13 protein-coding genes are annotated in these 12,732 nt (G+C 62.9%); 3 read left to right on the forward strand and 10 right to left on the reverse strand.

The genetic code is table 11. From position 1 onward, the window contains the following. Window positions 1-24: 24 nt before the first annotated feature. From iolG to O7A70_RS14430, 5 genes are all read right to left on the reverse strand, one after another. Window positions 25-1,020 carry an inositol 2-dehydrogenase gene (gene iolG / locus O7A70_RS14410; RefSeq protein ID WP_337140947.1) on the reverse strand — a complete coding sequence of 332 codons (996 nt, stop codon included), beginning with the start codon at window positions 1,018-1,020 and terminating at the stop codon, window positions 25-27. Window positions 1,021-1,133: 113 nt separating this feature from the next. After that, window positions 1,134-1,901: an ATP-binding cassette domain-containing protein gene (locus tag O7A70_RS14415; protein ID WP_023772158.1), complete on the reverse strand. Its 768-nt coding sequence runs from the start codon at window positions 1,899-1,901 to the stop codon at window positions 1,134-1,136. A 2-nt stretch (window positions 1,902-1,903) separates the two neighbouring features. Further along, the gene (locus O7A70_RS14420; RefSeq protein WP_027142420.1) at window positions 1,904-2,980 is read right to left on the reverse strand and encodes an ABC transporter permease; all 1,077 of its coding nucleotides are present in this window, start codon (window positions 2,978-2,980) and stop codon (window positions 1,904-1,906) included. A 109-nt stretch (window positions 2,981-3,089) separates the two neighbouring features. Next, complete coding sequence (locus O7A70_RS14425; protein ID WP_337140950.1) at window positions 3,090-4,031, reverse strand: sugar ABC transporter substrate-binding protein; 942 nt, start codon at window positions 4,029-4,031, stop codon at window positions 3,090-3,092. A 389-nt stretch (window positions 4,032-4,420) separates the two neighbouring features. Further along, the gene (locus tag O7A70_RS14430; protein ID WP_337140952.1) at window positions 4,421-5,452 is read right to left on the reverse strand and encodes a LacI family DNA-binding transcriptional regulator; all 1,032 of its coding nucleotides are present in this window, start codon (window positions 5,450-5,452) and stop codon (window positions 4,421-4,423) included. Window positions 5,453-5,617: 165 nt separating this feature from the next. On the opposite strand from O7A70_RS14430, the gene O7A70_RS14435 reads away from it, so the two are divergent. From O7A70_RS14435 to O7A70_RS14445, 3 genes are read left to right on the forward strand one after another with little or no spacing between them, the layout of a single operon-like run. Then, on the forward strand, window positions 5,618-6,709 hold the full coding sequence (locus O7A70_RS14435) for a fatty acid desaturase family protein (protein ID WP_337140953.1): 1,092 nt from the start codon (window positions 5,618-5,620) through the stop codon (window positions 6,707-6,709). Between the two features lie 35 nt (window positions 6,710-6,744). After that, window positions 6,745-7,059, forward strand: a complete 315-nt coding sequence (locus tag O7A70_RS14440) for a MocE family 2Fe-2S type ferredoxin (protein WP_140606630.1) — start codon at window positions 6,745-6,747, stop codon at window positions 7,057-7,059. After that, window positions 7,056-8,294 carry an NAD(P)/FAD-dependent oxidoreductase gene (locus O7A70_RS14445; RefSeq protein WP_337140954.1) on the forward strand — a complete coding sequence of 413 codons (1,239 nt, stop codon included), beginning with the start codon at window positions 7,056-7,058 and terminating at the stop codon, window positions 8,292-8,294. The genes O7A70_RS14440 and O7A70_RS14445 overlap by 4 nt, the downstream gene beginning before the upstream one ends. A 109-nt stretch (window positions 8,295-8,403) precedes the next feature. On the opposite strand, the gene O7A70_RS14450 is transcribed toward O7A70_RS14445, so the two are convergent. The 5 genes from O7A70_RS14450 to hslV all read right to left on the reverse strand — a co-directional run bounded on the left by O7A70_RS14450 (window position 8,404) and on the right by hslV (window position 12,594). Next, window positions 8,404-9,363 (reverse strand): DUF1402 family protein, encoded by a 960-nt coding sequence (locus O7A70_RS14450; protein WP_337140955.1) that lies wholly within the window; start codon window positions 9,361-9,363, stop codon window positions 8,404-8,406. Between the two features lie 169 nt (window positions 9,364-9,532). Further along, window positions 9,533-10,843: an ATP-dependent protease ATPase subunit HslU gene (hslU, locus tag O7A70_RS14455; RefSeq protein WP_140758809.1), complete on the reverse strand. Its 1,311-nt coding sequence runs from the start codon at window positions 10,841-10,843 to the stop codon at window positions 9,533-9,535. Between the two features lie 4 nt (window positions 10,844-10,847). Beyond that, entirely contained in the window at window positions 10,848-11,447 is a 600-nt protein-coding gene (locus O7A70_RS14460) for a DUF2585 domain-containing protein (protein WP_337140956.1), read from the reverse strand. Between the two features lie 8 nt (window positions 11,448-11,455). Continuing rightward, a complete protein-coding gene (locus O7A70_RS14465; RefSeq protein ID WP_337140957.1) occupies window positions 11,456-11,971 on the reverse strand; it encodes a GNAT family N-acetyltransferase in 516 nt (171 codons plus the stop codon). Window positions 11,972-12,042: 71 nt separating this feature from the next. Then, window positions 12,043-12,594, reverse strand: coding sequence for an ATP-dependent protease subunit HslV (gene hslV / locus O7A70_RS14470; RefSeq protein WP_027142430.1), 552 nt, complete (start codon window positions 12,592-12,594; stop codon window positions 12,043-12,045). Between the last annotated feature and the right edge of the window lie 138 nt (window positions 12,595-12,732).

The raw sequence follows: 12,732 nt of genomic DNA on the forward strand, positions 1-12,732 counted from the left end.
TGTGCGTTGGGTCCGGATGCGTTCTTACTTGTCCAGGCGGACGGTCTTGCCCGTGGTCGCAGACTTCAGCGCCGCATCGGCCAGCCTGAGCGCCACGAGGCCGTCCGCGCCGCTCGGCGCCGCCTTCTTGCCTGAAGTCGCCGCGGTGATGAAGGCGGCGATCTCGTTGGCGTAGGCGTCGAGGTAGCGGGTCATGAAGAAATCGTGCAGCGGCGGGCGCGTATAGCCCTTCTCGTTGGCCAGCTCGATCGACACCGGCCGCTGATTCTCGGCCGCCACCATGCCCTTGGAGCCATGCACCTCGATGCGCTGGTCGTAGCCATAGGTGGCGCGGCGCGAATTGGAGATGACGGCCTGCTTGCCCGATGCGGTTTCAAGGATGACGCTGACCGAGTCGAAATCGCCGGCTTCGCCGATTTTCTTGTCGACCAGCACCGAGGCATGCGCGCTCACCGCGACGGGCTCCTCGCCGAGCAGGAAGCGCGCCATGTCGAAATCATGGATGGTCATGTCGCGGAAAATGCCGCCGGAGCGGGCGATATAATCGAGTGGCGGGGCGCCGGGATCGCGCGACGTGATGGTGACCATCTCGACGGTGCCGATGGCGCCGTCGTCGATCGCCTTGCGCACGGCGGCGAAATGCGGATCGAAGCGCCTGTTGAAGCCGACCATCAGCGTCGCCTTGGCCTTGTCGACCACGGCCAGGCACTTCTCCACCCGCTTGACGTCGAGGTCGATCGGCTTCTCGCAGAAGATCGCCTTGCCGGCCTTGGCGAAGCGCTCGATCAGATCGGCATGCGTGTCGGTCGGCGTGCAGATGACGACCGCGTCGATGTCTTTCGATTTTTCGATGGCGTCGATGGTCCGCACCTCGGCGCCATAAGCGCTCGCCAATTCGCTCGCCGCCTTCTCGAAGGCGTCGGCAACGGCGACCAGTTTTGCCTGGGGGTTGGAACCGACGGCGCGGGCGTGGACCTTGCCGATGCGGCCGGCACCAAGGAGGGCGAAGCGAACAGTCATGGAAATTTCCTCTGGGGATGGTTCGAAGCGGGGCGCCGGTCATGGGCGCTAGATGATTTTCCGGTCAAGACAAATCGACGGGAAGGCGATGACCGTCGCCTCCGCGCCCGGCCTCAGGCCGCGAGTTCCGCCTCGCCGGTCTTGGCGCCGGTGATGTACGATACGATGTCCTGCCCGTCGGTATTCTCCTTGCGCAGATTGGCGACGATGCGGCCGCGCCGGAACACGACGATGCGGTCGCAAAGGTCGAACACCTGGCGCATGTTGTGGCTGATCAGGATCAACGGCTCGCCATTGTCCTTCAGCGTGCGGATGATGTTTTCGACCTGCGCGGTCTCCTGCACGCCAAGCGCTGCCGTCGGCTCGTCCATGATGATCAGCTTGGAGGCGAAGGTCGCCGTCCTGGCGATCGCCACGCACTGGCGCTGGCCGCCCGACATATGGCGGATGGTGTTGGAAAGATTGGGGATCTTCACCGCCGTGCGGACCAGCGCCGCCTCGGTCGCCTTGCGCATGTATTTGCGGTCGAGGATCGAGAACGGCCCGAGATTGAACAGTACTTTTTCGCGGCCGAGAAACAGGTTCGACGGCACGTCGAGATCGTCGGCCAGCGCCAGATTCTGGAACACCGTCTCGATGCCCGCCTCGCGCGCCTCGATCGGGCCGGCGAAATTCACTTCCTTGCCGTCGAACCAGACCTGGCCGCTGGTCCGCTGCTCGACGGCGGTGATCTGGCGCACGAAGGTCGACTTGCCGGCGCCGTTGTCGCCCATGATGGCGACATGCTCGCCCTTGCGCAGCTCGAAGTTGGCGCCTTCGAGCGCATGCACGCCGCCATAGCGCTTGGTCAGGTTTTCGGTCTTCAAGACGATATCTGACATGGTCAAGCCCTCAATGCCCGCATGCGCTGGCGCCACTGGTCGAGAACGACCGCGCCGACGATGATCACACCCTTGACCATCTCCTGGTAGTAGGCGTCGAGGCGCAGGAAGGTAAAGCCGGAGATGATGACGCCGAAGATTAGCGCGCCGATCACCGTGCCGATGATGGAGCCACGGCCGCCCGACAGTGAGACGCCGCCGATGACCGCCATGGCGATGGCGTCGAGTTCGTACATCACGCCCATGCCGGCCTGGGCGGTAAGGTTCTTGGAGGACAACACCACGGCGGCGAGCGCGGCGAGAATGCCGGCGATGACGTAGACCAGGATCTTGTGGTTGGCGATCTTGATGCCGGACATGCGTGCGGCATCCTCATTGGAGCCGATCGCGTAGCAATGCTTGCCGTATCTGGTGTAGGTCATGATCAGCTGGAACAGCACGGCCAGCGACAAGAAGATGATGACGGGCATCAGGCCCTTGCCGATCGCGGCGAAACTGTCTGTAGGGAACGAGATCGGCTGGCCCTTGGACCACCATTTGGCGATGCCGCGCGCGGTCACCATCATGCCGAGCGTGGCGATGAAGGGCGGAATGCGCGTGTAGGCGATCAGCGCGCCGTTGACGAAGCCGGCGAGCAGGCCGCAGCCGATCGCCACCAGCACCGGCACGATCACCGGCAGGTCGGTCCAGCCCTGCGCCAGGAACATCGCCTTGGGATTCGGATTGCCGTTGACGGTCGCCACTTGGGCGAAGCTCATGGCGATCATGGCGGTCGCGCCGACGATCGAGCCCGACGACAGGTCGATGCCACCTGTAATGATCACCTGCGTGACGCCGATGGCGATGATGCCGACGATCGACACCTGCAGGATGATGATCTGCAGGCGCGCCTCGTTGAAGATGCCGGAGACGTCGCTGCGGGTGTTGAATAGGAAGCTGTCGCCGAGGAAAATCCGGCCGATCAGTTCGAAGATGACGACGAGGATGACGAGCGCCAGGAAGACGTTGAATTCGGCCGGCCATGTGCGCTTCTTGGCGTCATAGCTGACCCCGCCGACGCCGTGAGATGTCTGTGCCAATCTTCTATCCTCCGTCAGCCGCGGCCGTTCCTCGAGCAGCTGTCAGGCGCCGAGGGAAAGAGGAGCGGCGCTGTCTTTGCGCGAGAGCGCCGCTCCGTATGTCCGCGGCTCAGTTCTTCTTCAGGAACTTGTCGATGTTTGCCGGGGTGACGAGCTGGAAGGGCACATAGACCTTGTGCTCGACCTTCTCGCCCTTGGCCAGCTTGAGCGCTGCGTCCAGCGCGCCGGCGCCCTGGCCGGCCGCGTCCTGGAACACGGTGGCGTCGAGGTCGCCGGCCTGCATGGCGGCAAGCGCGTCCTGGGTGGCGTCGACGCCGCCGACGACAACCGACTTCATGTCGATGTTGGCAGCCTTCATCGCCTGGATGGCGCCGATGGCGCTTTCGTCATTGTTGGCGATGACGCCGTCGAACTTCTTGCCGGTCGACAGCCAGTTGGTCATCAGGTTCTGGGCCTGGTCGCGATCCCAGTTCGAGGTCTGCTTGTCGATGATCTTGATGAAGCTGCAGTCCGGCGTGGCGATCACCTCTTCAATGTCCTTGGTGCGCTGCACGGCGGCCTGGTTGGAAAGCTCGCCCATGATCACATAGACGTTGGCTTCCTTCTTGCCGGCTTCCTTGAACAGGCGGCAGATTTCCTTGGTTTCGAGCGTGCCGGAATCAGCTTCGTTGGACGCGACAAAGGCCTGGTTGTCGGGCAGCTTGTCGACGTTGACCGGTTCGCGGTTGACATAGACCAGCGGAATCTTGGCCGCGGCGGCCGCATCCGACATCGCCTGGGTGGCCGAGGTGTCGACCGGGTTGACGATGATGGCATCGACGCCCGAAGCGGCGAAATTCTTGATCTGGTCGAGCTGTTTGGCAACGTCGTTCTGCGCGTCCTCGACCTGCAGCTCGACGCCGCTCATGCCCTTGGTCTGCTCGATCATGCCGTTGCGCAGCACGGTGAGAAAATTGTCGTCGAACTTGGCCATCGAGACGCCGATCTTGGCGGCCATGGCCGATGAACTCATCAGCGCCGCGAAGGCGACGCCCAAAAGCAGTTTCTTCATTGTATCTCTCCTCCACTTTTGGTGTCCGGTTGCACCGATGTCTCCGGAATCCCCAATCTGCCTGGGGAATCTCTCCCTGATATCCATTTCGTTCCGCGGCGCTCCGCCACCGCCGGACGCCGAACAGCCTCTTGAAACGGATGTTCCGGAACGAAAGAACCAAAACATACATCTAGTGAAATATTTATTCCATTTGAGGTTGAGGCGTCAAGGGCGATTCCAAATTCGGGCGCGCGATTTTTCGGCCTGCCCTGATAGATTCTATCATTTCTGGCGGGCGGTTCACGGCGGCGGACTGCAGGAGCGCTCTGTCGCTTCATCGAAACGCCCTATCTCTCGTCCTGGCGCGTCCCGGACGGAAAGCCGCTGCGCATTTTCCCGAAATTGCTTCAGATGTTTTCCGGCAAATAGATGTCGAAGGGCAGGAAGATCTGACCCGGCGCATTGGCCGCGCCGGCTTCGATGGCATGCGCCATCCGATCGACGAGCTCACGACAGAGCGCGGCAAGCGGCGTCGAGATCACCATGGTAAGAATGTTGTCGGCGAGCGCGGCGCGCGATTCGGCGTTGATCTCGTTGCAGACGACCACCGGCATGTTGCCAGGCTTCGCTGCGCGCAGCGCCGAGACGGCGCCCTCCATGCCGCCGCCGGCGACGTAGCAGCCGACGAGATCCGGATACCGCGCCAGAAGATCGATCATCGCGTCATGGGTTACCTGATTGGCCTCGAGATTGACCAACGTCTCCAGCACGCTGAAATCCGGCGCATGCTCGCGGAAGAAGGAGCGGAAGCCGATCTCCCGCAGCTCATGGCCATGGAAGCGATGGCTGCCGACGAAAAGGGCGACGTTCCCAGGCGCCCTCGCCGTCCTGGCGATCATCCAGGCCGCGGTGCGGCCGACCTTGCGGTTGTCGAGGCCGACATAGCCCTCACGGACGCCGGCGGCGAAGTCGGACAGCAGGGAGAAGACCGGCAGCCCCCTGGCCTTGAGCGCCTCCACGACCGCGGTCAGCGTCGGATGGTCCGGGCCGACCACGGCAATGGCCCGCGATCTCGCCGCCAGCCTGCGCATCTGGGCGGCGATGTCGTCCGGGGCCAGGGAGCTGGCGAAATCGACGGTTGCGACGCCGCGGAAGCGCTGCGATTGCGCGACCGCCAGCTCGAGTTCCCGAGCGAAATCACCATAGAAAACGTCATTGCCCCGAAGCAGCAGAAAGCCCAGACGATACTCGGGCAGTTCCTGGCGCATCCGCTGCTTGATCAGCCCAGCGGCGTGATAGCCGATCTCGGTCGCGGTTTCGTAGACGCGGCGCGCGGTTTCCTCGCGCACCGGGAGGCGATTGTTGAGCACGCGGTCCACCGTGGCAACGCTGACGCCGGAGACGCGCGCCAGATCAGTGATGGTCGGCCGTTTCGCCATGATCGCCCTCGTTCGATTGCCTGATATCGATACATCACTTTGATAGGAAATGATAGAAACTATCTTTATGATGTTGAGTCTATCATGGCTCGGCGTTATTTCTGAGCAAGGAGTTCGTTGGTGATCGGCATTCGCATGGCGAATGCCCTGCCTTGGGAGGCAATCATGACCGCAGCGCCGTCCCGGCGTGATTACAGCCTGATCGGCCGCGACGCCCGGCTTGCGGTCGAACACGGGCTGTCGGCGGCCGAGTGGTATCATACCGACATTCCTCGCAAGCAGATGAAGGAGCTGATGCAGCGCTCCGATGGCCCGGCGATCCGCGACACGGCGATCTGGCTGGCCGCCCTCATCATCAGCGGTGCCGGCGGCGCCTGGTTCTGGGGCAGCTGGTGGTGCGTGCCGTTCTTCTTCGCCTATGGCGTGCTCTACGGCTCATCCACCGATTCCCGCTGGCACGAATGCGGCCACGGCACGGCGTTCCGCACGCAGTGGATGAATGACGCAGTCTATCAGATCGCCTGCTTCATGATCATGCGCAATCCGGTGACCTGGCGCTGGAGCCACACGCGCCATCACACCGATACCATCATCGTCGGCCGAGATCCTGAGATTTCGGTCATGCGGCCGCCGGACCTGGTGCGCCTCGTTCTCGCTTTTGTCGGCGTGCTCGACGCCTGGCATGCGATATCAGACATGCTGCGCAATGCCGCCGGCAACATCAGCGCGGCGGAGAAGACCTTCATTCCCGAACAGGAGCAGCCCAAAGCGATCCGTGCTGCCCGCATCTGGACGGCGATCTATGCCGCGACCATCGCGCTGGCGCTCTACACCGGATCTTTCCTGCCCTTGATGCTGGTCGGCCTGCCCAGGCTTTATGGCGCCTGGCATCACGTGATGGTCGGCCTGCTGCAGCATGGCGGTCTCGCCGACAATGTCACCGACCATCGGCTGAACAGCCGCACCGTCTACATGAACCCGATCAGCCGCTTCATCTACTGGAACATGAATTACCACGTCGAGCATCACATGTTCCCGATGGTGCCCTATCATGCGCTGCCGAAGCTGCACGCGCTGATCAAGCACGATTTGCCGGCACCGACGCCGTCGATCCTGGCCGGCTACCGCGAGATGATCCCGGTCTTCCGCCGCCAGCTGCGCAACGAGGATTATTTCCTCAAGCGCGAGCTGCCGCCGACCGCCAGGCCGTACCGCGAGGAATTCCACAACGACGCCGTCGCGGTCGCGGCTGAATAATCACGCGCCGCCGTGCGATCCCAGGGGAGGACTGAATGAGCGATTGGGTCGAGGCCTGCGCCGCAGACGACATCGACGAAGAGGACGTGATGCGCTTCGATCATGGCGGGCGCACCTTCGCCATCTATCGCAGCCCGGACGACGAATATTTCGCCACCGACGGACTTTGCACGCATGAGAAGGTGCATCTCGCCGATGGGCTGGTGATGGACGACATCATCGAATGCCCCAAGCACAATGGCCGCTTCAACTACAAGACCGGCGCGGCCAGGGGCGCGCCGGTTTGCGTCAACCTCAGGACCTATCCGGTCAAGGTCGACGCCGGCAAGGTCCTGGTTCAGATCGGATGACCGGCATGGCGCGGGGAATGGTGATCATCGGAGCCGGCGAATGCGGCGGACGGGCGGCGCTCGCCTTGCGCGATCTCGGCTATGACGGGCCGGTGACGCTGGTCGGCGACGAGCCGCATTTGCCCTATGAACGTCCGCCTCTGTCCAAGGAGGCGATGGCCAGCGATGCGCCCGCAATCAAGGCGATCGCCAGCGACAAGATCCTGACCGAGAAATCGATCCGGCACGTCCATTCCGTCCAGGCCGTGGCGATCGATCGGGCGGCGCGCACGGTGCGCCTGTCGGACGGCTCGGTGCTGGCCTACGACAAGCTGCTGCTGGCCACCGGTTCGACGCCGCGCAAGCTGCCGATGCCTGGCCTTGGCGCGCGCTGCGTCTATCTCAGAACCTTCGCCGACGCGCTGGCCATTCGCGCCCATCTTCGTGCCGGCAACCGCATCGCCATCATTGGCGGCGGGTTCATCGGCCTTGAACTTGCGGCAGCCGCGCGCAAGCTCGGCGCCTCGGTCACCGTCATCGAGGCGCAGCCACGTATCCTGATGCGCGGCGTTCCGGCCGAGATCGCCGAAATCATCCATGAAGCGCATGTCGCCGAGGGTGTCGACGTGGTCTGCGGGGAAGGCATCGCCTCCATCGCCGACGAGGGCAAGGAGGTGCGGGTGACGCTTGCCGGCGGGCGCGAAATATCGGCCGACCTCGCCGTCATCGGCATCGGCGCCGTGCCGGTGACCAGGCTCGCGGCCGAAGCCGGCCTGACCCTTGAAAACGGCATATCAGTCGATGCCTGCCTGCAAACCGCTGATCCCGACATCTTCGCCGCTGGCGATTGCTGCTCGTTTCCGCTCGCCGTCTATGGCGGCCGCCGCGTGCGGCTGGAGGCCTGGCGCAATGCACAGGAACAGGGCGCTCTTGCCGCAAAGAACATGCTTGGCGCCGGCGAGGCGCATGCGGCGGTGCCGTGGTTCTGGTCGGATCAGTATGGGCTGAGCTTGCAGATCGCCGGCCTCTCCGACGAAGGCCGCAGCCTTGTGCGCCGCGATCTCGGTGACGGCGCCTTCATCCTCTTCCATCTTGCCGAGGATGGCAGGCTGGTGGCGGCGAGCGGCATCGGCCCGGGCAATGCGGTCGCCCGCGACATAAGGCTAGCCGAAATGCTGATCGGCAAGCGTGCCAAACCCGCGCCGGAGGCGCTGAGATCGCCTGAAGTCAAGCTGAAGGCGTTGCTGGCGGCCTGAGCGAAGTTGGCCGCCCTCTCCCTTGTTGCAGGGCAATTGCGTATGACTGCACCGGCCCCCTACCCGGATCTTTCGGTCCGATCTCGCCACGAAGGGGAGGTAGAAGTCCTTAGAACAGCGCCTTGAGCTCCGCCAGCTTGTCGTTGACCAGCCAGCCGTAATAATTCTCTTCCGGCAGCTTCTCCGGCTCACCGGTGGCGTGGCGTCTGTCGTTTTCCGCCTTCAGCGCATAGGCCCGCTGCTCCGGATTGCCGACATTGTAGAGTGTGGCTGTCACGCCCGGATTGCCAGAGATGTCGAAGCCGGCGATGCTCTTATAGGCGTCGATCGACTTTTTGATCGTCGCCGCGACATAGGGCAGCGTCAGGTCCGGATCCATGATGGTCTTGTAGACCGAATTGGGATCGGAGACGTCGAGCTTCGGCAGGCCCGACACCTTGTGCACGAGGTCGCTCATCTGCAGGGCGGTCAGGGGATTGAGCTGGCCGAGGCCGAAGGTCTGGCCGGCATAGTAGGGCTGGAAGAAGGTGGCGCCGAAACGGTTGTCGGGGAAATCCTCGCCGCCGACAGTCTTGCCGCGAAACGAGCGGTTCCAGACCTGTTCGCGGCATTCCCACAGATCGTAGCTGTCCGAAATCGCGGCGCATTTCTTGAATTCCGGCCGCTGCACGAAATCGGTGATGTCCTCGCCGTCATAGGCGAAGGAGAGCTTGCTCGAGAGGTAGGAAATCGCCTTGACGTAATAGGTCTGCAGCCGGTCGTAGGCGTCGACATTGTAGGTGTGCTCGCCGACGATGGCGCCGACGATGTGCATGGGGTCGATGCCATAGGCGCTCGCTGCCTTCTTGATCTTGGCGCGCAGATCGGCGTCGTTCTGCAGCAGCGCGTAGACCTTGCGGTACTTCGCCTGGAAGGTGGTGTTGGTCGCCTGCGTGCGGCGGCTCGAGGCGCCGGGAATGTCTGGCTGCTCGGTATTGCGGTTTCCCGCCGGCACCAATGTCGCCGCGTCGGCAGCGAACAGCGTCGCCGCCAGCGTCAAGCCGAGAATGACCAAGATGAGTTTTTTCATGCGCCGCCGCCTAGAGAATTGCGGCGCAAACTAGGTAAAGCACCTGGTCGAGTCGAGAGCGCCCCATCATCCGGCGAGACGAAAGGTGGCCAGATGGTACCATCTGGCCACACATGGCTCCTGCCGGACGTTGTTGCATGACCGCGCCGGACTGCTCCGGCGCCCTCGTTCAAAGGATGAACCGCGACAAATCCGTGTTTCTGGAGAGGTCGCCGACATGCTTCTGGACATAGGCGGCGTCGATGGTGACCGCCGTGCCGTTGCGGTCCGGCGCATCATAGGAGATGTCGTCCAGCACCCGCTCCATCACAGTCTGCAGCCGCCTCGCGCCGATGTTCTCGATGCTGGCGTTGAGATCGACGGCGACGCCGGCGAGCGAATCGATGGCGTCGTCGGTGAAGGTGAGCTCAACGCCTTCGGTCTTCATCAGCGCGATATACTGCTTGATCAGGCTCGCCTCGGTCTCGGTCAGGATGCGGACGAAGTCCTCCTTCTCAAGCGCGCGCAGCTCGACGCGGATCGGCAGGCGGCCCTGCAGTTCCGGCAGCAGGTCGGACGGCTTGGAGACATGGAAGGCGCCGGAAGCGATGAACAGGATGTGGTCCGTCTTCACCGGCCCGTATTTGGTCGCCACCGTCGTGCCTTCGACCAGCGGCAGCAGGTCGCGCTGCACGCCTTCACGCGAAGGGCCGCCCGAAATGTCCGACCGGGCGGCGATCTTGTCGATTTCGTCGAGGAAGACGATGCCGTCATTCTCCGTTGCGTCGAGCGCCCGGCGCACCACCTCGTCCTGGTCGAGCAGCTTGTCGGACTCGTCGCCGACCAGCAGGTCGTAGGACTCCTTCACCGTGGTCTTGCGCAGCTTGGTCTTCTTGCCGCCCATTGCCTTCGACAGCATGTCGTTGATGTTGAGCACGCCGATATTGGCGCCCGGCATGCCGGGGATTTCGAAGCCGGGCATGCCGCCATTGCCGGTGTCGGCCACTTCGATCTCGATTTCCTTGTCGTCGAGCTCACCCTCGCGCAGCTTCTTGCGGAAGCTATCGCGCGTCGCCGGGCTCGCCGTCTTGCCAACCAGCGCTTCCAGCACCCGTTCCTCGGCGTTGACATGGGCGCGCGCCTTCACGTCCTCGCGCATCTTCTCGCGCATCAGGCCGATGGCGATCTCGACCAGGTCGCGGATGATCTGCTCGACGTCGCGGCCGACATAGCCGACCTCGGTGAACTTGGTCGCCTCGACCTTGACGAACGGCGCGCCGGCGAGCCGCGCCAGGCGGCGCGAAATCTCGGTCTTGCCGACACCGGTCGGGCCGATCATCAGGATGTTCTTCGGCATCACCTCTTCGCGCATCTGGCCTTCGAGCTGCTGGCGGCGCCAGCGGTTGCGCAGAGCGATGGCCACGGCGCGCTTGGCGTCCTTCTGGCCAATGATGAAGCGGTCGAGTTCCGAAACGATTTCGCGGGGAGAAAATGTGCTCATATCACTAAATTCCACTTTGCCACTGCTTGATGGTCTCGAACGGATGCAGCAGCATGATCACGTTGAGTGTAAGATTGTCCCGGATGAGATAGCCGGTACCCAGTTCGAAGAGGATGGCGAGGCTGACGATCACCCATATAGGTAGCCTTCGCGCCATGACAAATCCCAGCACCATGGCCAGTGTGTCGGACACCGAATTGATGATGCTGTCGCCGTAATAATCGAGCGAAATGGTGCCGGCGCGGTAGCGCTCGATGATGACCGGGCTATTTTCGAGGATTTCCCAGCCTCCCTCGACGAGGACGGCGAATGCCAGCCGCAAGCCGATCGGCGAGCGCGGGAACAGGAACCGGGCCAGCGCGTAGAACAGGAAGCCGTGGATGATGTGCGAAAAGGTGTACCAGTCCGAAATGTGCTGGGAATTCTCCGAACTGTTCACCACGCCATGCCACGGCTTGACATAGCCGCAGGTACAGATCGGCGGATGGCCCATCAGGTAGAGCGTGACGGCCTGGGCGACGAGCAGGCCGGCGACGATCAGCAGCCCCATCCGCCAGCTATCCTCGTAAGCGGAAAGGCTCTTGTCCTCGCTGGCCGTGACCATGTCCTGAATTACCCCTCTTGCGCGTCTTCGGCATCGATCGCCATCAGCACGGCGTCGCCATAGATCGACTGCCTGCGATCAATGGCCCGAAATCCCGCCTTTTCATAGGCCCGGATGGCCCTGATGTTGGCTGGGTCGGGGTCGATGATGACACGCGGCACGCCTTCCTCGAACAGGTCTTCGACGAACTGGCGCACGATCGCCGAGCCATGGCCGATGCCGATGAGTTCCGGCCGGCCGATCGAGATATCGATGCCGAGCGTGCCGAACGGCTGATCGGCATAGGGATGGCCGTCTTCCAGATGCGGATCGTAGCTCTGCAGATAGGCGATCGGTTTGCCGTCGAACTCAACGATCAGCGGCTCGACGGAAATCGAGTCTATATGATCGGCAATCTCCGCGATTCCCGCCTCGGGATCGTCCCACCACTCTGCAACATGCGGCTCGGCCAACCAGCCTGCGATCATCGGCAGGTCCTTTTTGGTCACCGGCCGAAAGTCGTAGCTATTTTCTGGTTGGATCATGGTCTTTTCCGAAAACCGGCGTCCACTTTTCGCTTACGCGGTCCTGCGGTTCGGGACCATGGTCGGCCTGATCAAGCCGCATCGAGCGTTTCGACAACGAAATTATTGTTGGTGTAGACGCAGATGTCGGACGCGATCTGCATCGCCTTGCGGGCGATCTCCTCGGCGTCCTTGTCGCTGTCCATCAGCGCGCGCGCCGCGGCCAGCGCGTAATTGCCGCCCGAACCGATGGCCATGACGCCATGTTCGGGCTCCAGCACGTCGCCGTTGCCGGTCAGCGCCAGCGAGACCGATTTGTCGGCAACCAGCATCATCGCCTCAAGCCGGCGCAGATAACGGTCGGTGCGCCAGTCCTTGGCAAGCTCGACGCAGGCGCGCGTCAGTTGGTCGGGATATTGTTCGAGCTTTGCTTCGAGGCGTTCCAAAAGCGTGAAGGCGTCGGCTGTGGCACCCGCGAAACCGGCAATCACATTGCCGCCCTTGCCGATGCGGCGCACTTTGCGGGCATTGCCCTTCATGATGGTCTGGCCAAGGCTGACCTGGCCGTCGCCGGCGATCACCACCTTGTTACCCTTGCGCACGGTCACGATCGTCGTGGCGTGCATGGTCAGATTATCAGACATTTCCTGGCTCCGAGCAGCGCCACCCCAAAAGGCGATTGGCGCGGTACGAGTAACTTTGATCGGCCATATGTATGCACGGGGCCAATGATTGCAAACCGCTCGATAGCGGCCGGGATCGCAACTGGCAATCGCCGGATC

The sequence above is a fragment of the Mesorhizobium sp. Cs1299R1N1 genome (genome assembly GCF_037179655.1).
GTDB classification, from domain to species: domain Bacteria; phylum Pseudomonadota; class Alphaproteobacteria; order Rhizobiales; family Rhizobiaceae; genus Mesorhizobium; species Mesorhizobium salmacidum.

What these genes read in the sequence shown, in the direction of transcription:
- O7A70_RS14440 (WP_140606630.1), top strand. Translation starts at nt 6,745, where the DNA reads ATGAGCGATTGGGTCGAGGCCTGCGCCGCAGACGACATCGACGAAGAG.
- hslU (WP_140758809.1), bottom strand. Translation starts at nt 10,843, where the DNA reads ATGAGCACATTTTCTCCCCGCGAAATCGTTTCGGAACTCGACCGCTTC.
- O7A70_RS14445 (WP_337140954.1), top strand. Translation starts at nt 7,056, where the DNA reads ATGACCGGCATGGCGCGGGGAATGGTGATCATCGGAGCCGGCGAATGC.
- O7A70_RS14415 (WP_023772158.1), bottom strand. Translation starts at nt 1,901, where the DNA reads ATGTCAGATATCGTCTTGAAGACCGAAAACCTGACCAAGCGCTATGGC.
- iolG (WP_337140947.1), bottom strand. Translation starts at nt 1,020, where the DNA reads ATGACTGTTCGCTTCGCCCTCCTTGGTGCCGGCCGCATCGGCAAGGTC.
- O7A70_RS14430 (WP_337140952.1), bottom strand. Translation starts at nt 5,452, where the DNA reads ATGGCGAAACGGCCGACCATCACTGATCTGGCGCGCGTCTCCGGCGTC.
- O7A70_RS14425 (WP_337140950.1), bottom strand. Translation starts at nt 4,031, where the DNA reads ATGAAGAAACTGCTTTTGGGCGTCGCCTTCGCGGCGCTGATGAGTTCA.
- O7A70_RS14460 (WP_337140956.1), bottom strand. Translation starts at nt 11,447, where the DNA reads ATGGTCACGGCCAGCGAGGACAAGAGCCTTTCCGCTTACGAGGATAGC.
- O7A70_RS14450 (WP_337140955.1), bottom strand. Translation starts at nt 9,363, where the DNA reads ATGAAAAAACTCATCTTGGTCATTCTCGGCTTGACGCTGGCGGCGACG.
- O7A70_RS14465 (WP_337140957.1), bottom strand. Translation starts at nt 11,971, where the DNA reads ATGATCCAACCAGAAAATAGCTACGACTTTCGGCCGGTGACCAAAAAG.
- hslV (WP_027142430.1), bottom strand. Translation starts at nt 12,594, where the DNA reads ATGTCTGATAATCTGACCATGCACGCCACGACGATCGTGACCGTGCGC.
- O7A70_RS14435 (WP_337140953.1), top strand. Translation starts at nt 5,618, where the DNA reads ATGACCGCAGCGCCGTCCCGGCGTGATTACAGCCTGATCGGCCGCGAC.